Annotated in this window: 22 protein-coding genes; all 22 read right to left on the bottom strand. The window is 46.7% G+C overall.

Translation table 11 applies throughout. The annotated features are described in order from the left end of the window. Positions 1–18: 18 nt before the first annotated feature. The gene (locus GXO76_05085) at positions 19–1,302 is read right to left on the bottom strand and encodes a GHKL domain-containing protein (GenBank protein NOY77226.1); all 1,284 of its coding nucleotides are present in this window, start codon (positions 1,300–1,302) and stop codon (positions 19–21) included. A gap of 37 nt (positions 1,303–1,339) precedes the next feature. Next, positions 1,340–2,290 carry an HDOD domain-containing protein gene (locus tag GXO76_05080; protein NOY77225.1) on the bottom strand — a complete coding sequence of 317 codons (951 nt, stop codon included), beginning with the start codon at positions 2,288–2,290 and terminating at the stop codon, positions 1,340–1,342. Between the two features lie 18 nt (positions 2,291–2,308). Further along, entirely contained in the window at positions 2,309–2,626 is a 318-nt protein-coding gene (locus GXO76_05075) for a hypothetical protein (protein NOY77224.1), read from the bottom strand. Between the two features lie 29 nt (positions 2,627–2,655). Then, positions 2,656–3,519, bottom strand: coding sequence for a FliA/WhiG family RNA polymerase sigma factor (locus tag GXO76_05070; protein ID NOY77223.1), 864 nt, complete (start codon positions 3,517–3,519; stop codon positions 2,656–2,658). A 24-nt stretch (positions 3,520–3,543) separates the two neighbouring features. Then, complete coding sequence (locus GXO76_05065) at positions 3,544–4,395, bottom strand: MinD/ParA family protein (GenBank protein NOY77222.1); 852 nt, start codon at positions 4,393–4,395, stop codon at positions 3,544–3,546. Beyond that, positions 4,392–5,555 (bottom strand): flagellar biosynthesis protein FlhF, encoded by a 1,164-nt coding sequence (gene flhF, locus GXO76_05060; GenBank protein NOY77221.1) that lies wholly within the window; start codon positions 5,553–5,555, stop codon positions 4,392–4,394. The genes GXO76_05065 and flhF overlap by 4 nt, the downstream gene beginning before the upstream one ends. After that, complete coding sequence (flhA, locus tag GXO76_05055; protein NOY77220.1) at positions 5,545–7,620, bottom strand: flagellar biosynthesis protein FlhA; 2,076 nt, start codon at positions 7,618–7,620, stop codon at positions 5,545–5,547. The genes flhF and flhA overlap by 11 nt, the downstream gene beginning before the upstream one ends. Beyond that, positions 7,620–8,687, bottom strand: a complete 1,068-nt coding sequence (gene flhB / locus GXO76_05050; protein ID NOY77219.1) for a flagellar biosynthesis protein FlhB — start codon at positions 8,685–8,687, stop codon at positions 7,620–7,622. The genes flhA and flhB overlap by 1 nt, the downstream gene beginning before the upstream one ends. A gap of 72 nt (positions 8,688–8,759) precedes the next feature. Then, positions 8,760–9,533 (bottom strand): flagellar type III secretion system protein FliR, encoded by a 774-nt coding sequence (gene fliR, locus GXO76_05045; protein ID NOY77218.1) that lies wholly within the window; start codon positions 9,531–9,533, stop codon positions 8,760–8,762. A 123-nt stretch (positions 9,534–9,656) separates the two neighbouring features. Beyond that, on the bottom strand, positions 9,657–9,926 hold the full coding sequence (gene fliQ / locus GXO76_05040; GenBank protein NOY77217.1) for a flagellar biosynthesis protein FliQ: 270 nt from the start codon (positions 9,924–9,926) through the stop codon (positions 9,657–9,659). An 11-nt stretch (positions 9,927–9,937) separates the two neighbouring features. Next, positions 9,938–10,699 carry a flagellar type III secretion system pore protein FliP gene (fliP, locus tag GXO76_05035; GenBank protein ID NOY77216.1) on the bottom strand — a complete coding sequence of 254 codons (762 nt, stop codon included), beginning with the start codon at positions 10,697–10,699 and terminating at the stop codon, positions 9,938–9,940. Between the two features lie 2 nt (positions 10,700–10,701). After that, positions 10,702–11,184 (bottom strand): flagellar biosynthetic protein FliO, encoded by a 483-nt coding sequence (gene fliO, locus GXO76_05030; GenBank protein NOY77215.1) that lies wholly within the window; start codon positions 11,182–11,184, stop codon positions 10,702–10,704. 3 nt (positions 11,185–11,187) lie between these two features. Continuing rightward, positions 11,188–11,634 carry a flagellar motor switch protein FliN gene (gene fliN / locus GXO76_05025; protein ID NOY77214.1) on the bottom strand — a complete coding sequence of 149 codons (447 nt, stop codon included), beginning with the start codon at positions 11,632–11,634 and terminating at the stop codon, positions 11,188–11,190. A 13-nt stretch (positions 11,635–11,647) separates the two neighbouring features. Continuing rightward, on the bottom strand, positions 11,648–12,625 hold the full coding sequence (fliM, locus tag GXO76_05020; protein ID NOY77213.1) for a flagellar motor switch protein FliM: 978 nt from the start codon (positions 12,623–12,625) through the stop codon (positions 11,648–11,650). A gap of 308 nt (positions 12,626–12,933) precedes the next feature. Then, entirely contained in the window at positions 12,934–13,464 is a 531-nt protein-coding gene (locus GXO76_05015; GenBank protein NOY77212.1) for a hypothetical protein, read from the bottom strand. A 19-nt stretch (positions 13,465–13,483) separates the two neighbouring features. Further along, on the bottom strand, positions 13,484–14,272 hold the full coding sequence (locus GXO76_05010) for an OmpA family protein (GenBank protein NOY77211.1): 789 nt from the start codon (positions 14,270–14,272) through the stop codon (positions 13,484–13,486). Positions 14,273–14,280: 8 nt separating this feature from the next. Beyond that, complete coding sequence (locus GXO76_05005) at positions 14,281–15,051, bottom strand: motility protein A (protein ID NOY77210.1); 771 nt, start codon at positions 15,049–15,051, stop codon at positions 14,281–14,283. 20 nt (positions 15,052–15,071) lie between these two features. After that, the gene (locus tag GXO76_05000; protein ID NOY77209.1) at positions 15,072–15,290 is read right to left on the bottom strand and encodes a flagellar FlbD family protein; all 219 of its coding nucleotides are present in this window, start codon (positions 15,288–15,290) and stop codon (positions 15,072–15,074) included. Positions 15,291–15,396: 106 nt separating this feature from the next. Then, positions 15,397–17,430 carry a flagellar hook-basal body complex protein gene (locus GXO76_04995; GenBank protein ID NOY77208.1) on the bottom strand — a complete coding sequence of 678 codons (2,034 nt, stop codon included), beginning with the start codon at positions 17,428–17,430 and terminating at the stop codon, positions 15,397–15,399. A gap of 246 nt (positions 17,431–17,676) precedes the next feature. Continuing rightward, positions 17,677–18,069, bottom strand: a complete 393-nt coding sequence (locus GXO76_04990; GenBank protein ID NOY77207.1) for a hypothetical protein — start codon at positions 18,067–18,069, stop codon at positions 17,677–17,679. A gap of 10 nt (positions 18,070–18,079) precedes the next feature. Beyond that, a complete protein-coding gene (locus tag GXO76_04985) occupies positions 18,080–18,763 on the bottom strand; it encodes a flagellar hook capping protein (GenBank protein ID NOY77206.1) in 684 nt (227 codons plus the stop codon). A gap of 18 nt (positions 18,764–18,781) precedes the next feature. Beyond that, a complete protein-coding gene (locus GXO76_04980; protein ID NOY77205.1) occupies positions 18,782–21,250 on the bottom strand; it encodes a hypothetical protein in 2,469 nt (822 codons plus the stop codon). Between the last annotated feature and the right edge of the window lie 41 nt (positions 21,251–21,291).

Genomic DNA, 21,291 nt, shown 5'->3' with positions numbered 1-21,291 from the left:
TTTTTGAATGATTTCATCTTAGTTTTCCTCCTCCTTTACGGGGATGCGGATTTCAAATTCGGCTCCCCATCCGGAAACATTTCTTACAGAAATCCTGCCGCCATGATACTCCACAATCTTTTTTGTAATGGCCAGTCCCAGCCCTGTTCCGCCGCGTCCGGCTTTGGTAGTGTAAAAAGAATCGAATATTTTGGATTGAATCTCCTTCGGAATTCCCGGACCATTGTCTCTAAACCGGATGATCAGTTCCCGTTTCTTTTGCCGGGTTTCAATGGCTATTATTCCGTTTCTTTGAAGAGCCTGCTGGGCATTGACCAGTAAGTTCACAAAAACCTGCAGCCACTGATGGGTGTTACCCAGGAAATGCTGAATTTCGGGGTCCAGTTTTAAGCGGATCTCTATCCCGTCCACCTCCAGATTGTGGCGCGTGAGGTCAAGTGATTTTTCAATTACCCGGTTGATGTTTACAATTTCGTGCCGGTCCTTTTCCGGGTTATTTCGGGCAAAATTGAGCAAATCCCTGACGATTTCCGATACGCGCTGGGCCTCACTTTCCACGATTTTCAGCTTTTCCCGCATCACCTCTGGAATGTTGTTTTTTATTTTCATAATCTGAAGCCGCCCGAGAATCGTTGTCATGGGGTTGTTGATCTCGTGGGCAATTCCCCCAACCAGCTCGCCAAGTGCAATAAGTTTTCCTGACTGAAACATCTGGGATTCAATCTGCCGGCTGTTTTTTTCAATCTTCTGAATTTTATGATTCAGGTGAAGCGAAACAAACAGACCCGACAGAAGAGCGGCCAGCATCCGAAGCTGAACGCGTTTTTCCTGAAGGGTATCCGGCCGGAAGCGACGGGTCACAACCTCAAAAAAGCCGATGGGCTTACCCAACAATTTCAAGGGGATCAGCACCAGCAATTTTCCATAAAGCGGTTTCGAGAAGAGATTTAGTTCCTTTTCAGGCCGAAGAAAAATGAGGTTTTCTTCACTAAAAAGCCATTCCACAATTCCTTCTTCAATCTGGTAAGAAATGATGGATCCAAGCGAGTCATCAAAAATCTCGGGTTCAAACTGCTGAGTTTTCTCATTCCAGATGTAAAAACTGATCGTCGTTGAACCCAGTAGTCTTTTTAAATACTTTTGAGAAAACTGAAAAAAGTCCTTTTCACTGGTAAGGGAATGAAATTCTTTATAAAACTTTGATGTGAAAAGATTTCCCGCCTTGGGCGATAAAAAAGGATCGTTTTTTCTGTCAAAATTTAAATTGTTTAAAATTGCTTCGGAGGTTCCAAAAGCATTCATCGTATTTTTCCCTGAATTGAAATTATCCCGTCAATCCTCAGATCATCTCAACGGCCATCGTCTGCGTTTCCGAATGCCGTACCACACCCCAGTTTTCCACACGCAAGGCCTCAAAAAGCCTTGATTCTCCCTCCAACTTTTGAGAAAAATATTTTTCGTACGCGCTCAAATCGGTCAAATCCAAGGCTCCGCTGGAATTCAATGACATTTTCTTCCAGATGTCTTTCGAAAGAACCGGGAAAGACACATCCCCGGAAAATCCAATTTTATACTTGCGCGCAAAATAATCCCCGATGTGAACAAGAGCGGCCAAAGAAGACTCCACAGGCGCTTTTGCCGGTTCGTGATGGTACCGGATGGCCTGCACCAAAGACCCCGGCAAATGCCAGTGTTCAGCCAGCCACGCCCCCACCTCGGCGTGAGTAACCCCTTTCAGCATCCTTTTCTCCATATTATACATCGGCTCCCGATTCTGAAAACTCAACCGGTAAATTTTCGAAAATTCTTCCGGCAGATACTGGCTCAGAATAAGTTTTCCCAGGTCGTGAAGCAGGCCTGCCACAAAGGCCTCTCCGGTTAATTGGTAGCCCACATCTCTGGCCAATACCTTACTGGCAACGGCTGTTGCCAGGGTATGATCCCAGAATAAGGAGAAATCAAATCGAAGGCCATTGGGTTGCCGGGAAAAGCGGTCGATAATCGACACGGTTAACAGAACATTCTTGAGTGTTTCATAGCCCAGCACCACAATGGCCAGCGGAATGGTTTTAATCCGCCTTGAAAACCCGTAATAGGCCGAATTGGCCAACTTAAGCACATGAGCCGTCAGGACCTGATCTTCAGAAATCATTTGTCCCACCTGATAGGCGGTGGAACGGGGATTGTCGATTAACTCCAACAATTTGGCAATGGTGGTCGGCAGGGTTGGTAAATCGTAAATATGATTGACCAACGCTTTCACTTTTCGAGGCGTCAAACCCGATTTCACTCGCCTGTTCCTTTCCGTTCAAATAATAATATCAATGTGATGATGAAGAATCAAATGCTGCTGGTCGTCTTCGGTTTCCATTTCAATGGGTTTTTGGGTGCCCGAAAATTGGGTGGATGATTTCTTTTTCCGCCGTTTTTCGCGCTTCTCACGGTACCTGGATTTTTCCGTCTCTTTGGAATCCTGAGTCTTTTTCGCCTTTTGTTCCGCTAAACGGTTCAGATTCTTTACGAATTGTTCGTGTCCTGTCTGCTCCGAGGCCTGCTGGGCCTGCTGTATTTTTTCGATATAACTGATTTTTGACAGGTTATCCTGAACATCGATTGGACGTACCATACGTCCTCCTTTGTCACGTGCGTGTAACGTTAGACGTGTGTCTTTAACCGATGCTTAAGGCGGTTAATCGCCTTTGTGTGGATTTGTGACACACGCGATTCGGAAATATTGAGAATCACTCCAATTTCTTTGAGCGTTAACTCTTCATAGTAGTAAAGAGAAATCACCATGCGTTCATTTTCCGGCAGATTGTTGATTTCGTCAATAAGCACCTGCTTTAACTCTTCATCAATTAACTGTCCCTCCGGATTCTCCGATTTGGCATTTTTTACCAGGTCATACATCGAACCGTTTTTATCATCTCCATCGGAAAATTCCCGATCCAGAGAGAGCAGTGAATTACCCGCCGCCACTTTTCCGATCATGGCATCATATTCTTCCAGACTGATGTTCAACTGCTGAGCAACCGCAATCGGATCGGCGGCCTTCCCGGTTTTGGCTTCTACCTCCTCAATAGCCTTTTCCAACTGCCGGGCCTTGCTGCGCACGGAACGGGGAACCCAGTCCAACGAGCGTAATTCGTCCAAAATAGCGCCCCGAATACGGGGAACAACAAAGGTCTCAAATTTTACGCCCAGTTGGGGATTGTACCGATCGATGGCAGAAATCAGGCCCATAATGCCTGCGCTTTCCAGATCATCAAAATTGACGGAGTTCGGAAGCGAAACCATCATTCGCCCCACCACAAATTTGACCACCGGCAAGTAGTGAACCAGAAGCTGCTCTTTCATCTGACCGTCTCTGGTCCGTACATACTTCAACCAGAGCTTCTGGATATCCATTTCTTCCCGATAGGATTCTTGTGCCTTTTTCGCAATAAAACTGACTGCCATCAAAACCTCCATCCCGCCATTATGTCGTGTTTTCCCGATTTCAATACCTGCCTGACCCATTTGACCCGAACATTCGCTAACGGGTTAATTTTTCCGTATATTGAGTGCATACATTAATTCATTTTTTGGATTGGTTAATTCCGTTACAATTTGTCTGAGCTGGCGTGAAAACTTTGACCGCGGATATTGAATTAATTGCGGCACCTGGGACATGGCGGCCTTCCGTACATTCTCATCATACGGAAGCGCCCCCAAATAGCGTACACTCCTGCCCAGAAATTTTTCGGTAATACTGTTAAATTTTTCGTGGGAATCCTGTCCCTGTTTTTCGCTCTTTACCCAATTGAATAAGACGCGCACCGAAAGAACCGGCATAAAAAAAGTGAGGACTTTCACAATAGCGTAGGCATCCCCAATGGCCGACGGTTCCGGTGTGGTGATTACAAACACCTCATCCGCCGAAAAGATTTCTCCCATGACCGTCGATGAAATGCCCGAGGCCGTGTCAATTAAAATCACATCGAAAAACGCATCCAAATCCATGAACTCATGCCGCATGTGATCCAGAAATTTTTCCTCCTGCTCAACAAGGTCAACGGACCCCAGGCCAGACGGCAGAATGTACAAATCATTTCGGAAGGGATAAATAATTTCCATTAAGCTGAGTTTTTTTTCAAGAACATCGGCAAAGTGCAATTCCGGAGCCGTTCCCGACAAAATCGGAAGATTGGAGAGATTGACATCACCATCAATCAGCAGGGTTTTTATTCCGTTTGCCGCCAGTAAAATCCCCATATTCAGGGCAATGGTTGTTTTCCCTACGCCTCCTTTTCCACTGGTAACGGCAATGCGTTTCGCTTTTAAGGGGATATTCGATTTGGGAAATAGTTCGTAGGCGGGAACCAATTCCCGCAATTGCCAGGCTTGATCTCTCATCCAAGTGTCTCCATTCCTAAAATGAGTCGGCTCAAAAATGATGGTGTTGCCGGCTGAAAGGTTTTCGGCACATCCTGACCAAACGTAACAAACGAGACAGGAAGCCGGTACTGCTTAAGCACGGTCAACATATTTCCATAACGGTCTGTTTCATCCAGTTTGCTAAAGATCATTCGGTTGGATGGAATCATCTGAAATCGTTTCAGGGTATCCAAAAGGTCTTCTGATCGTGTGGACAGATTCACCGTCAGGTGCACCTCATCCGGCTGAACGGCGGCCAAATAGTCCTGAATTTCCCGAATTCCCCGGCCGTCCCGGGGGCTGCGTCCCGGGGTATCGATGTAAAGGACATCCTTGTCATCAAATTTCCGCAGAGCCCGGCTCATATCGTCCGGGGTGTAGGCTACTTCCATTGGTATTTTGGACAAATCAGCAAAAACGCGCAGCTGGTCGATGGCCGCAATTCGGTACGTATCCATCGACAGAAGTCCGACCTTTTTATGATGAAAAATAGCGTCCGTGGCAGCCAGTTTTGCGATGGTTGTTGTTTTCCCCACGCCCGTGGGGCCAATTAATGCAACCACCCGCGGCCGGTTAGATGGCTTCAGCGAAACATCCGTTTCAGGGATGAGGCGGCTCATGTGTTGCAGCAACACCCGATCGAGCACGGCCCGTGTGGTCTCACCCCTTGGGATTTCATCCGCCACACGTCTTAAAAGTGAGCGCGCCAGTGTTTCATCGACACCCGATTCCAAAAGAACCCGGTAGGCATCCGCCAAGTGCGGCGGCACCTGTTCCGAACGAAAATCCGTTCCAAAGTGCGTGTGCAGCTGCTCGTATTTCGACCGCAGATCCTCCAACTCCTTTTGAAGCTTTTCAATCGCTCCATATTGGGTGGATGTGTTGGAGCGTCCTTTGGGGCGGGAATACGTCTGAAAGACGTCATCTGTTTCTTTTGACCGCAATGGAGTCCCGGAATGCCGGATGGGCTTCTCATCGACGGCGGCCGTAACCTCCAGAAAACGGGCCTGGACGACTCCGAATGCCCCTGTTTTTTTCTGTTCCTGAACATTCAGAATAACGGCATCGGATCCCAGTTCGGCCTTAATTTTTTTAAAGGCCTCATTCATTGTCTGTGCACGGAATTTCTTAATTTTCATTTTGCAACCCAATTATTCCTATTGTTTGAATTTCCACATCTGCAGGAATTTCATTGTACGACAGAACGGCAACCTGAGGAAACGCCATTTCAATGAGCCGTTTAAAACTGGATCGAATCATCGGAGACGCCAGGATCAGCGGAGTAAAGCCGTCCTCGGTCATTTTATCCGTACCGGCTTTGATCTGCTGAAAAAGTGACTTCAAAATATCCGGGGACAAATTCAAACCCGCACCCTTATTTTGATTTAAATTGTCCACCAGAACATTTTCCAGCTGGGGGTCCAACATCATCCCGTACATTCTGCCGTCCTCGGCAAGATAATTCTTGTAAATGATTTTTGACAGGGCATTTCGAACGTACTCGGTCAGAATATCCGGATCCTTGGTGGTTCCGGCGTAATCGGCCAGTGTTTCCAGAATCGTAACCATATCGCGAATGGGCACCTGCTCCCGAAGCAGATTCTGAAGTACTTTTTGAATCTGGCCAATATTCAATAAATTGGGTATCAATTCCTCAACCACAGTTGGAGACTCCTTTTTGACGGTTTCGATCAGTTCGTGAACATCCTCACGACTCAAGACCAAATGGGCATTTTGCTTCAGAATTTCCTTAAGATGAGTGGCCAGAACGGCCACCGGTTCCACAACGGTAAAGCCCATGGTTTCAGCCTTTTCTTTAAGTTTATCCGGAATCCAATACGCAGGCAATCCGAAGGCGGGATCGCGCGTGGGGATTCCCTCCAGATTCGAGCCATTCTCATCGGCGGCAAGAGCCAGCAGGCGGCTGGTCAGGAGTTCTCCTTTGGCAATGTCGGCTCCCCGAATTTTGACCACGTATTCATCCGGTTTCAGGCTGATATTATCCCGGATGCGGATCGGCGGAATGACCACACCCAATTCAATGGCCAATTGTTTTCGAATGGTTGTAATGCGATTCAGCAAATCACCGCCCTGTTCTTCATCTACCAAAGGAATCAGACCGTAGCCAATTTCGATTTCCAGCGGGTCAACCTGGAGGTAATTTTCCAGAGTGTCATCGGACTCAACCGCTTCTTCCTGTTCGGCAATTGTTTCTTCCAGAGCCGCACGTTTCTCGAGGCTTTCGGCGGTTTTGGCCACAACAAAAGCCACACCGGATAGGATAAAAAACGGGAGCGTGGGTAAACCCGGTGCAAATCCAAAAATAAGCAAGGCACCGGAAACCACATACAAGGCCCGGGGTTTCCCCAATAGCTGGTGGCTGATATCGTGGCCCAGATTTTCCTCCGAAGCAGCCCGTGTAACTACGATGCCGGCGGAGGTCGAAAGGATGAGTGCAGGAATTTGAGATACCAGTCCGTCGCCAACCGTCAGAAGCGTGTAGGTGTGAACGGCGTCGCCCAGCGACATTCCCTTCTGCAGAACGCCAATCACAAAACCGCCCAGAATATTAATCGACGTAATAATCAGTCCGGCAATGGCATCTCCCCGGACGAATTTCGATGCCCCGTCCATAGCCCCATAAAAATCGGCCTCCTGAGCAATTTTTTTCCGGCGTTCTCTGGCCTCGCCATCGTCAATCAGACCCGCATTCAGATCAGCATCGATGGCCATCTGCTTTCCGGGCATGGCGTCCAATGTAAAGCGAGCCGCCACTTCAGCAATCCGGCCGGCGCCCTTCGTGATCACCACAAACTGAATGACCACCAAAATGAGGAAAATCACAAATCCGACGATATAGTTCCCCTTGACCACAAAATTTCCAAAGGCCGCAATGACCTTTCCGGCATAGGCATCCCCCAAAATCAAGCGCGTGGAGGCAATGTTAAGGGACAACCGGTACAGGGTCATGACCAGCAGTAATCCCGGAAAAACCGAGAATTCCACCGGCTCATTCAGATACATCGAAACCATAAGCACCGTAAGGCTGATGCTGATGTTGATCACAAGAAACAGGTCCAGCATGCCTGTCGGCATGGGAAGGATCATGATCGTGAGGATCATAATCACGCCAATGGCAAGTCCGATGTCGCTTTGTTGAAGTATCCGCTGCAGGATATTGGGTCGATTTAGTTCGGCGGTCATCATGCGAGCTGTTTCCCTTTCAATCGATAAATGTACGCCAGCACCTCAGCCACACTCTGAAACAGGTCAATGGGAATTTCCATTCCGACTTCGGTCGATTTGAACAACGCCCTGGCCAGCGGCGGGTCCTCAACAATCGGGACGCCATTTTCTTTGGCAATTTCCTTAATTTTCAGGGCCAGTTTCCGGCTGCCTTTGGCCAACACGCGGGGGGCATCCATTCCGTCCGGCTCGTACTTAAGCGCCACTGCGTAGTGGGTTGGGTTGGTAATAACCACATCGGCTTTGGGCACATCGGACATCATCCGTTTTCGGGCCATTTCCCTTTGCAAGCTTCTGATGTGTCCCTTTACCTGCGGATCTCCCTCATACTCTTTCATCTCTTCTTTTACTTCCTGCTTCGTCATCCGCATGTCTTTCATGTAATTCCACTTCTGGAAGGCAAAATCCGCAACCGCCAAAACCACCAAGATCAGCGAGGCCCAGATGGCCATCTGAAAAATCACCTTCATCATAAAGGAAATGATCTGTCCGGTTCCCTGATCCATCAGCAGAAAATAGTCGTTGTAGTGTCCTTTGATCACCCGATACATCACATAACCAATAATCGCGATTTTTAAAACACCCTTGACCAATTCCTCAACCGAACGCATGGAAAATATTCTTTGGAATCCCTTAATGGGATCAATTTTTTCGGGATTTGGAATGACCGGTTCCAGCGTAAACAGGAACCCGACCTGTCCCACATTTGAAAGAACACCAATAACCAGAATCGCCAGCATCAACGGGGCCATTAATTTCAGGGAAATGGCGATCAGGGAAGTGGCATAAGCTCGAATGGAATCCTGGGCAATCTGGTAAGTCATTAAATCCCCGAAAACATGACGCATAAACATCGAGAAATTTTGAAACATATACCCGGAAATAAAAAACAACGTAAGCGTCCCTGTCAGCAGGATGAACGCCGAATTGATTTCCATGCTTTTGGCAACATTCCCTTTTTTGCGTGCGTCTTCAAGACGCTTGGGTGTCGGTTGTTCGGTTTTGTCTGAGCTTTGATCAGCCATAATGTCTTCAAATTACTCCGTTAGTGTGTTGCCGGGTTGTTTCCTTCCAAAATTGCGGGAGATCACCTTCAATTAAAACAAGCGAATCATTCGTATCCAGTTTGTGCCAAACTGCACAAAGTATTTTTCAAAAACATAAAAAAACAGGGGGACCGAAAGCGCAAGCGTGGCCAAACCAATGCCGATTTGCAGGGGAAATCCCACAATAAACACATTCATTTGGGGAAGCGTGCGGGCCACAATCCCCAGCCCCACATTGGTGAGGAGAAGTGTGACAAAAACCGGTGCACTGATTTTAACCGCGATCACGAACATGTGCCCGGTCATCTGAATTAATATCTGGCCCAGATTACCCGACCATGTGGCGCCCAGTAATGGGATGTATTGAAAACTTTCCACGATTCCGCGAATCATCAAGTGATGACCATTCAATAATAGAAAAATAAGAATGGCCATGAAATTCTGAAACTGGGCAATAATGGACATCTGAATTCGGGACATCGGATCCAAAACGCTGACGATGGCAAACCCCATCTGGAAACCGGCGATTTCTCCTGCCAGTTGAATGGCCCCGAAAAAAACGATTCCAAAAAAGCCAATAAATAATCCCGTGAAAAACATCTGTGACAATTGAAAAAAGAATTCTGAAACTCCCTGCGTCATCAGGGATGATTTGGGAACAATGGGATAAATAATCACAGCCAGGAAAAAAGACAGTCCCAGACGAACCATCACCGGAACAGCCTGATCACCAAAGATGGGCAGAACAGCCATCATGGCCGCTACCCGCACAAAAATAAGCAGAAAAACTTGTATTTCCTGGACAGAAAAACCAAACTGGTTCATAAAAATCTTCCCATATTGGTAAAGGCAAAACGGCCTGCCGAAGGCAGATTTGACACCATGTTTTGCCCGTTTTGACTGGTGCCCGATTGTCTGCATTTTTTACCGACTTTGGGCAGCAAGAATCTAATGCGTTAAGAGCGAAATATTGTTAAAAATACTGGTTGTAAAATTAAGGAGGATGTGCATCATCCAAGGCATAAAGATCAGAAAAACAACTACGACCACAAGAATTTTAGGAATAAATGTCAGGGTCATTTCATTGATTTGTGTGACGGCCTGAAAAATTCCGATGGCCAGACCCACAATAAGCCCCGACAAAAGCATGGGCGCCGATAAAAGCAAGGTTGTCATCATGGCCTGTTTGCCAAGGTGCAATACAAATTGTTCCGTCATTGTCTCTCCCGTCACATAAAACTTTTCACTACAGACCCGATAATGAGATACCACCCGTCGACCAAAACAAATAACAGAATTTTAAAGGGGAGTGAAATCATTACCGGCGGCAGCATGAGCATCCCCATGCTCATCAGCACGCTGGCAACCACCAGGTCAATTACTAAAAAGGGAATATACAGCAGAAAACCAATTTCAAAGGCCAGGCGTAATTCGCTAATTACAAAGGCCGGAATAATTTTAAAAATGGGCACGTCCATCTGGTTTTTGGGTTTGGGGCCTTTGTCTAAGCTCATAAAAAGGGCTAAATCTTTTTCGCGGGTCTGCCGAAGCATAAACCGGCGCAGGGGTTCTTGTCCCCGTTTGAGGGCAACCTCGTAGGAGATTTTCTTCTGCAAATAGGGCTGCAGGGCATTCTGGTTCACATCCGAAAAAACGGGCTGCATGATGAAGTACGTCAAAAATAAGGCCAATCCGATAAGCAGTTGGTTGGGCGGCATTTGCTGCAGTCCCAGTGCCTGGCGTAAAAAATGCAGTACCACAATGATCCGCGTAAAGGCTGTTGTGAGAATTAAAATGGCCGGTGCCAGCGAAAGAATGGTTAGCAGCAGCAGAATTTCAATGGTTACTGCCAGATCATTTGGTGCCTTGCCGCTGCCCACGCTCAATGACAATTTTGGAAACGGCTGAGCCTGCGCTCCCGTCGGAAACAGCACGGCTCCGAGCAATAGAATGGCCAGAGCAAATAGTATCAGGGTGATTCGTCGATTCATCTTCATGGTTTTTTTAAAAATCCTTCCAGTTGGGACTGAAACAGATTTCCGGATTTTTTATTTTGGGGAGGACCGGCATTTTTCAGAGTCTTTAGAATTTCCGGATCGCTAATTTCCGTAAGATTTGAAATCTGACTCTCTGTCACGCCCAACACCAGAAGCCGGTCAAAAACCTCTACCAAATAGATGAATTTTTTGGGGGCCAGCAATGTTGTACTTAGAACCGTTACGTGGGAAAGTGACGAACCGTTTCCGCGGCGGTAAATGAATTTGTTCAGGAACCAGATTGTCCCGTAAATCAACAGCACAATAATTCCGAAGACAAGAAACAATTTAATAAACTGTGCTGTCAGGGAAATCCCCGACTTGTCTTCACTTGTTCGAAGGCTGCGCCCCAGAACCAGATTCAAAAAAAACATTCCCATAAACAGGGCGGTGAGTCCCGTTGTCAGCCAAATCTTCTTTTTTGAATAGTGTTTTTTCATTTTCTATTGCAGCCCCTTTACACGCTCAGACGGATCCAGAAGGTTGGTTATTCGAATACCAAATCGATCGTCAATAACAACGACTTCCCCTTCAGCAATTTTTTTACTGTTCACCAGAAGGTCAACCGGCTCACCGGCCATTTTATCGAATTCCAGAATCGATCCTTCGCCCAATTGCAAGATATCGCTAATCAATACATTTTTGCGGGCCAGCTCAACCGATACGGGCAGTTCCAGATCGAAAAGGATTTCCAAAGAATTCACACTGTTGCCGGGGACCTCTTCGTTTTCCATATTCTGGAACGGGGCGGCCTCCACTGAGGGCAGCTCCTCTTGATCATTCAACACCATTGTCGAATCGCCTTCCGATGTTTCGGCTGTTTCGGCTGCCGCTTGAACCGGCTGATCGCCGTGCACTTCTTCCTGAATTGTTTCATCTTCTTTAGCCATGTACCCTCTCCATCTACCGTGCTTGTTTCATCACCTTAAATGCCAATCGTTTTTTCATAATCCCTGCCTTACCCAAGAATTTTGCTTTCGTCCCCACATATAAAGGAAGCAGATCCGTTGTTTTTTGATCCAAAAAAAGAACGTCTCCCTCCCTGAGATTCATGAGCTCCTGAAAAGAAAGCCGTGTTTCTCCCAGATTAACAGAAATCGGCACATGGGTCTTTTCAAGATTCCTTTTGAGAATGCGCCTCTCGTCTATTGAATTGACCTGGGATATTTCCACCTGTTCATTTTCAACCTTCTCCAGCAGCCGATCAATAAGATAATAGGGATAGGCCACGTTGAACAGAGCCACATTCTGGGCGAAATTGACTTCCAAAGAGATGGAAACCACCGATTCGCCGGAATCGGCCAGCTGAACAAAATTGGGATTGCTGTAATAATTACCCACATCCATTGAAATATCCTCAACAACCGACCAGGCGGATTGGAACTGCGTGATCAATTTTTTGAGCAGCCGTTCCATGATTCGCTGCTCAATGGCCGTCAGTTCCCTGTTGATTTCAAGCAGTTTGCCTGGCCCCCCCAGCACGCGATCCACAAGGAAATAAATCAATTGAGGCTGAATCTCAAAAAGGATGTTCTTTTCATATTTTTCCACGGGAAAGGTGTATAAACAACTGGGATTAGGCAGGGATTCCAGGTACTCCGTATCCGACATGTGAGCGTTGGAAATATAGTTCACCTGGACGTTCATCCGGAGATGATCATTCAAAAACTGGCTGAGATATTTGGCAAATGTATAGTGAATGCGCTCCAATGTGCGCCGGGCGCTTTTGGACAGTTGATCGGGATTTTTAAAATCGTAAGGCTTAATTGAAAAATCCGTCATTATGTTGGATGCCCCATTCTCTTTTCCGGCGATCGGTATGGAATTCAAAAGCTGATCAATCTCTTTTTGTGAAAGTTTTTGTGCCACGATTTTTCTCACTTTTTGTTTTTTTCTTTCTCCTTATTTCACAAATATTGTACCAGAGAAAAAAACAATGTATTTCAGTCGTTATTTAATTGATTATTATTATGTTAGTGTATTGTGTCCAAAAGGGGTACCAAATTGGATGGCATGAAAAGGAGGAATTTATTACCGAGTGCTGGGTAGTGTTTTCCCCCTTTCCGGGGAATTTTGACGTCGTATAATCAGGACCTTTCCGGTTCAGTTTTTATGCAGGTAACCGGGCAGCGGAGACATTTTACTTTCCGTTTAGGATCAAACCGTAAAGATGAGAATGGAAGGGAAATTTACTGAATAATAAAATTACTAAAATACACATGGCGAATGGCCCCTGCCCCCAAAAGGCGGTTGAGTCTGCGGGCAATTTCGCTCTTGAGGGAATCCTTGTCTGCCACATCATCCATTTCCTGGATTGTTTTGCTTACAAAAATATCAATCAGTGTGTCGCGAATCTGGGCATCCCGATTTTTTAATTCATCGCCGATATTCTTGTTTCCTTCCTCCAGCCCCACGGAAACATTCACAAAATGGCGGCCTTCCGTATTTTTGGGATTGACAATAACATCCTCTACCAAATAGATTTCTCCCGGTTTTTGCGGCTTTTTTGCCCTGTTCTTGCCGTGAGTGGTCATTTCGGCAGCCTCCGCTTCCTGCTGGATCGCCTTCCTTTTAAAGACCTTTGTTACAATGATATAAGAAAGGGCCAATTGCAAAAGGAATAATGGAATCCAAATCATAACCACTTTTTTGAGCGATCCACCCTTTTTCACATCCTTTTTATCATCCGTTTGACTCGCTTTTTTTTCTTCATCTGCCATGTTGATTGTCCTATGGAATTCATTTGTTCTTCATCGAATGACTGATCAACTTACCTTTTCTGAGTTGTGGAACCGGAACAACGCCATATAATTTTGGATTTGCACGAACTTCCTGAGAACTTACATTTTCAAGATAAATCTCTACACGCCTGTTTTTTGCACGATTTTTATCGGATGTATTGGGTACCAGCGGCTTATTTGAACCGTAACCGGCATAATACAGCCGCTTGGGGTTGATGTGGCCCACATCCTGAAAATAGTGAATGACATTAATGGCCCGGATGGCCGAAAGCTCCCAGTTCGATGGAAATTCCGGCGTATGAATGGGCAAATCGTCCGTATGCCCCTCCACCCGGATCTTGTTGGGAAAACTTTTGGCAACACCAATGATTTTACTCAACAAAGGCAGCCCGCTTTTTTTTAAATTGGCCTTGCCCAAATCAAAAAGAATAGGATTCATCATTCGAATAACAATTCCGGATTTTGTGATTTCAACGGAAATAGAATCGGTTAAATTATTTTTTTCAATATATTTTTGAATGTCACTCAGTTTTTTTCCGGCGGTTGTATTTTTAAAGCCGCTCAATTGAATCATCTTTTTGGGGCTCAGTTTTACCGATGATTGCTTGTATTTTAAAACCCCCAGGGCTCCCTTCAAAGACCCCATGGCCTTTTGATATTCCGACATCTGAATGGATGAAAAGGACACAATCAGGATAAAAAATGTGAGCAGCAGGGACATCATATCCCCATACGTAACCATCCAGCCCGGTGCACCTTCCTCACATTTTTTTTCCCTCTTGGCCATTTCTGATCTTATTCTTTCTCCTCAAAAACTGCCCTCTTTTTGGGAGGGATAAAGGACACCAGTTTTTGTTCCACAATTCTCGGATTATCGCCTGATTGGATGGATAATACACCCTCTCTTACCAGTTCCTTCACCATAACTTCCTGAGAGCTGATGGTTTCCAATTTACCGGCCAGCGGCAAAAAAATCAGGTTTGCCAGCACCGCCCCGTAAAATGTGGTAATCAAGGCCACAGCCATGGACGGGCCGATGGTTGAAGGATCCGACATGGTTCCCAGCATAAGAATCAGCCCTATCACGGTCCCAATCATTCCGTAGGCCGGGGCATACGTTCCCATGGTTTTCATGATGCTGGCCCCCAATTCGTGTCGGTTTTGCAGGGATTCAATCTCCGTGTCTAAAATGGTTTTCATCAAATCCGGCTCGGTTCCATCCACAGCCAATTGAATTCCTTCTTTCAGGAACGGATCATCGATATCTTTGATTCGATCCTCTAATGCCAGAATTCCTTCCCTCCTGGCAATTTCGGCAAATTCCACCAGCATTCGAATGTTTGCCGTCGGATCGGGCGGTTTATTCAGAAAGCCTTTCTTGATCACACCGATAACGCTTAACACATCGGATAAAGGAAAATTAATGAGCGTTGCGCCAATTGTCCCCCCAAATACAATCATAATCGAACCAACATCAATAAAGCCTGTTAATTGACCACTTTGTAAAATGGCAAAGAGAATGAGAAAAACACCGACAACAATTCCAATAATGGTTGCTAAATCCATTTTAACCCGTCACATATACATTAGTAATAATGGCCATAATCCGATTCGTCATTTGCTATTCCAAATATCTTTCGTTTATACGCAATGATTTTTTGAAGCAAATCCTGCGGGTCGTCCAGAACAATCATTTTCTTTCCGTTTGTCAGCGTAATAATTGTATCCGGCGTTTCCTGTATGGTTTCGATCAGCTCTGCATTCACATAAATAGGTTTACCGTCCAACAGCGTAACTTTAATCATTGAAATTTAAAAGGGACCCTCCAAAGCAAGAACTAAGAGTAACCCACTATTTTTATCGGACAAAAGCGAAATTTCTTTTGCTTTGCCGGGTCCCTTTCCCTGTTTATTATCGTTTAATGTTGACCATTTCATTTAACATTTGATCACTCGTTGTAATGACCCGGGCATTGGCCTGAAAACCGCGCTGGGCCACAATCATGTTGGTGAATTCCTGGGCCAGGTCGACATTCGACATCTCCAGGTACCCCGGGAGAATTTCGGCCTGGATGATTTCCCCGGCCTTTCCCGTTACCGGCGTACCGGAATTGGCAGAGGTCATGTAAAGATTATTCCCGACATTTGTCAGACCACTGGGATTGTTAAAGGAGGCCAAAACGAGCTGTCCCAGTTTTTGGGTTACGCCATTTGTAAACAGACCGGTAATTTCGCCGTGCCCGTTAATTGAAATGGAACTCAGATTTCCGCTCGCGTATCCATCCTGAGATTTCGTCACCATGGCCGACGGCGAAGAAAACTGCGTCAGGCCGTTGAATTCACCAAATCGACCCAAGTCCAGTTTAATGTTCACCGGAACGGATCCGTTGTTCGGATCGAATTGCAGGCTGTTGGCTCCGTCGGAATAGGTAAACGAGGCAATCGAACCATCCGAATTAAAGGAAATTTTTCCTTTGCCCCCGCTGGAAACGATTTCATCTCCCTTAAATGTGATATTCCAGGTCCATTGATTGCGGATATCCGTTTTTTTGAATTCCATGATCATCGTGTGCTTTTGTCCCATCGCATCGTAGACGGTAATGTTCGCCGTGTGCGTGGCGTCCTTGGCGGCCTGCATTTCGGCAAAGCTCATAATGGAATTGAGCGCTTCATTATCCCCTTCCCGAATGGAAATGGCCTGAAGCGTGTTTTCTTCGCCCGGATCGCCCTTTACCGTTAGGGCGCCATCATCGATGTAAGCACCGGTGTCATTCTGGATTTGAAAGACGGTATTAATTGTCGTCAGTAAATCGGATAATTTTGAATCCGCGGCAACGGTAAAATTACCCGAAACCAATTCGCCATTCTTCATCACGCTTAGATCAATTTGGTCACCGGAGGCAAGGTTTAACGTATCGCCAACGGAATTCAACAGATCGGTCAGAAGATCATCTTTTGTCGCCTTGTGGGAGAACTTATCCGTGCTGGTTGTGGTTGATGCATTAACCGTTCCATCGGCGGCGGCAAGAGCCGCATTCAGTGAAGCGTTATTGCTTGAAAATGACACGGTTGTATCGCCTGCACCCGAAACGCCCGCTACCTGAATGGAGCCATCATTGGTTAAGGTAGCTGTAAATTCGGTACCAAAATCATTGTTAATTTCGGCCACCAAATCGTCCAAAGAATGAAAATCGCCGTTTCCGGCACCGGTGTCCTTTTGTGCATACGTGTAGACCTTGGTCGTGGTCCCGTCAGAAACGGTTACCGTTGTTGCCCCGGGTGTAATTCCTGACATAACGGAGTTGGAAACACCTTTGGCATACAGGCCATTTACATCGCTGTTACTGCCCGCTTTTTCGATGGCAAACATCACATTCGATTTCAAAATGGTACCCACCGGTTTGACATCAGCATTCAGATTTCCGGTAAATTCCACTTTGGTTGTGGCTTTTGCAGCGACCTTCTGACCGAACGGTAAAATCAGATCACCAATAGGCGTCCCCGGCTTAATTTCACCGTTGGAATCTGCCAGCATTCCCTGAACCACATAACCCGTGGTGGGATTGACCAGCCGCCCATCTGCATCAAATTGAAAATTGCCCGCTCGAGTGTAGTACTCGTTGGAGCCATCACTCAAAACAAAAAATCCGTTTCCCTGAATGGCCATGTCCGTTTTTACGCCGGTGGATTCCAGATTTCCCTGAGTAAAAATTGTGTCGACGCTTCCCATTTGTACTCCCAGTCCGACCTGCATGGGATTCGTTCCACCTTGTCCATCGTAAGGGCGTGTGGCCCCTCTCACCGTTTGCGCAATGGCCTGGGCAAAAACGGCCCGCCCGGCCTTAAAACCAATCGTGTTAATATTGGCAATGTTGTTGCCAATAACATCCATCCGTGTTTGGTGGCTTTTGATTCCACTCACGCCTGCAAATAACGATCGCATCATAATAACATACCTCCTTTTTTCCTGAGCTGCTTCTGTCGGTCAGCAGCTCCGGGCCTCTCCTGAAAGCGAGGCTTCTCGGAGTCCAGCCCATTCGTTGTTTTGTTCATTTTTTAACTTTGGAGTTCATTCCAAAAAGATACTACCCACTAATTTCCACGAATCGTCACAGGTCCATCCTGTGGCAACCCTGCGGACATCGGCCCCGCCTGTGTACAGTGTGGTTTTTGGAATGCGCTCATTTTTTTCTTAATCCTGAATAACCATGGCACTGTCAATATTTGTGATCATTCCATTCTGCATTTGATCACGGGCCATTGCTGTCACTACGGTCCGGTTGGGAATATTCACAACAAATGCCAACTGATTCAGCAAAATCAGTGAATCGTTTGCGCCTTTTTCAGCGGCCCGGTTCACCGCCGATTCCAACCGTTCACGATCGGCCTGCGACATCTGAATGTTCCTTGATTCCAATCGCTTCAGTGCATGCGCCGAAAACTTCAGGCCCGTTGTTTCTTTGAGTTTCTGATCAAACAGCTTCCGAAACGAACCGGGAGCGGCCCCACCCGGTTTTTTGCCCGGTTGAGGTCTGGGACGCAACGGCTGAATGATCAGACGCGGGTCATTAATTCTGGCATTCATACGTTCCTCATCATTTTAGGACCTCCTGAACATCACCAATTCCGTACATTTGTCCATCCACCATTAAATAAGCACCGCCATTTGAATAACGGACGCTGTCCACCTCCCCGACAAGATACGTCGGGGCATTGGTTTCATTCTTTTCAGAATCAATTCCTTTAACCACGACCTTGTACGTTCCGCTGGCCATGAGTTCGCCGTCTTCATCTTCCCCATTCCATCGGAACACGTGATCGCCTGAAGGTTCCCCATCCAATGTTTTGGTGGTCACCAGATTTCCCTGATCATCGTATATTTCAATGGATACATGTTCTACCGTCTTTGACAGGTTGTAATGAATTTCCATTCCATCATTTTCGCTCAGTTGAAAGTGATTGGTCTGAATCTTAACATTCTTCCCAATTAAAGTCGTTGCCATTGAATTTCCAATGGATTGCGCCAACAAGGTATTCGACTGAACACTCTTGTCAAACTTGTCATTCAGGTTCTGGATTCCCTCCAGTGAACTGAATTGGGCCAGCTCGGCAATGAACTCATCGTTTTTCATCGGCTGAAGAGGACTCTGATATTTTAATTGCGTTACCAGTAATTTCAGAAAATCCTCTTTTCCCAGACTTTCTCCGTTCATCTGCATTATCTTACTCATATCTGCGCCTGATCCGGACGAATTGGCCACACTCGATATGGCACTCATAAAATCACCTCCTTTCTGTCACGCCACATATTCCACAGAATTGTAACCAAATCTGCGGCTGCGTGATTGTTGTTGAGATTCGTTGGGTTGATTCAAGAAACTCCCCGATTCTGTAAATTGATTCTTACTCTGACCTTGCCTGAAGTCGCCTCCCTGCTGTGTTTGATTTTGAAAGGCTTGTCCCTGCTGAAAGGGCTCACTTTGAACATTCAAACCCACCTGAATATGTTCAATTTTGTACCCCTGTTGTACCAGTGATTGCTGCAACGATTGAATATGCTGTTCCAGCAGATGTTGTGTTTTGGGCTTATTCACAAGGATTTTCACTGTGATTTGGTTTTGCACCGTTTCCACCAGCAGCCGAATGGCCCCCAGATTGCCGGGTTTTAGCTGAATCTGCATCTGGGCGCTCCCCCCCCGCTGAATCAAAAGGCGCGTGTTTTGCACCAGCTTATTCAGGATTTCCTTCGGAATCGAGGGCCCTGCCTGCGTAAAGAGCGGCGCGGCCGGTTTCCCCCTTTGCGAAAGTGTCTCCACTCGACCCAAATCAGTCGTTGAAATTGGATGATTTATCGGGCCTTTTTGCGCCGGCTCCGTTTTTTGCAAAGCCTCTTTTTTTAAAGAATCCGATGAGCCTCCGTGCGGCGGCTTTTTCCCGGTCACAGATTCCGCTTCTCCGGAACCGGAACGGCTATTTTCAGGCACCGGGTCAGATGGCGTCAAAATAGGGTGCGATGCGGCTCCCTTCTTTGAAGGATTGAGCGTGGCATCCGGCCGATTTTTAGTCCCCGGCCAGACCTGATTTTTATCCCTTTTTTCGGATGTCACGTTCTCGTTCCTGTCCGGCTTTTGGCCCGATGTCCGGTCCGCATTTGAGGATACCTGGTGTTCCGTCGCCATCCGGCTTTGTTTGAGAAGATTGTTCTGTGCAAGAGGCTGATCGTGCGCCGCCATATTTACAGGAGCTCTTTGCTCCATCGCTGTATTGCCGGAATTTTCAGGGCGACCGGGGCCGGAGGCGCTCTCTCTGTTCTCTCCCGATCTCTTACCCTGAATCCTCGGGGATTTTTGGGAAGGATCCGTTCCCTCAGAGGCCGGCGTTTGAATCTTCCGGACAAACATCGGCACGTTCTTTTTAGAAACTGAGGCGGCCGTCTTTTCTTCAAAACGATCCGATATCTCTTGTGTGCCCGGCCGTTTGGCATCATCCGAACGGCGTTTTAAGGCCCATTGAGTGGGATCATTCTCTGATTTTTCTAACCCGACACGATGCAACCCTCGTTCAGAGGTCCCGCTAAATGTTGATTTTTCCGAAACAGACGGCTTTGAGTTTTGATCAAGAACGGATGTGTGGGGTCTTTTGTTTTTGGGGTTCAAACTGCTTTCGGCGACTTTCTTCTCCGCCAAAAGATCTGCCTTTCTCTCAGAATTTTGCGCCTGTCCCCCATCCTTTTGACTTCTCGTCAAAGGCACCGCATTCTTTTCAGACTCACCGTTTTGAAGAACCTTTTTCCCCGAAACCTCCTGAGAAACCGTGGAGTTTTCTGGGGAAAACCCGTCTGTTGCCACTTTTACGACGTGTGCCTTTTCCATTAATTGAGAAAGCCTTTTCGCCCAACGCTTTTCACCCTCTCCCGCCTGAATTTCGACTTCCTGAATGACGATGCGGGCCGGTTTCCGGGAATCGCCGGTCGAAATAAATTCGACGGAGTTTTTTCCTGAAATCGTTACGGGGCCTTCTACCGACACAAGAAGGGCTTTTGAAGGAACATCCTTTCCGAAAATGGACAAAACAGAAGACGGAGCCGATTCTGGCCTTTCTTTGGCCATTACCTTCCCGGGGCGCACTTCCCGATCCACGGGATATTCTGGCTTGTCCACCGCCTGTCCCGGAGCCCCTTTCCCCGAATGAGCCACTTTCGGTTTTGTCGTATTTTTCGCTTTACCCGCAGGCGTTTCAATCGTTTCCACTGATTTTGTTTTCGACTGTTGATCGGCAGATGCCAATGGCAGATGAGCTTTGGTTTCTTCAGAAACAGGCACTATCATCCAGGAAAGCGTGTTGTTTAACGGCACTTTGGGAGACGTCCCCCGCGCGGTTTTGCCATCAAGATTTCCGGCAGATTTCTCTGTAAGAATAACAGGTTCCTTGTTTTGGGATACCGAAAGACTCTCCGCCTTTTGCGCAGCATTTGTCTTCAGCGTTTTATCCGCCCCGTGCTTCCCGGCGTCTTTTACACCCAGTGAAATCAACCAGTCCGTCCGGGCACCTGTTTTCACCGACGGGTGGGGTTTAACAGGACCCTTATCTCCTTTAGTAACAATATCATTTTTTCCGGATGTCGGGGACTGCTTTCTGGAAATTGAAATGGGAACGGCAAGAAAAACCGTTTCCGATTCCTTTGCACCCTTTTTGTCCGATTCTTTTGCCGATTTTACAACCGTAATTTTTTGAACCCGTTTCGGATTTTTTAAGAGGGGTTTCAAAAGAGCCTCAGCCGAAATGTGTTTCCCTCCCGGAAGGGAAA

The sequence above is a fragment of the Calditrichota bacterium genome (genome assembly GCA_013151735.1).
Taxonomy (GTDB): Bacteria; Zhuqueibacterota; JdFR-76; order JdFR-76; family BMS3Abin05; genus BMS3Abin05.
The sequence above is the reverse complement of the archived record's forward strand: the minus strand, read 5'-3'. Positions and strand labels throughout refer to the sequence as shown.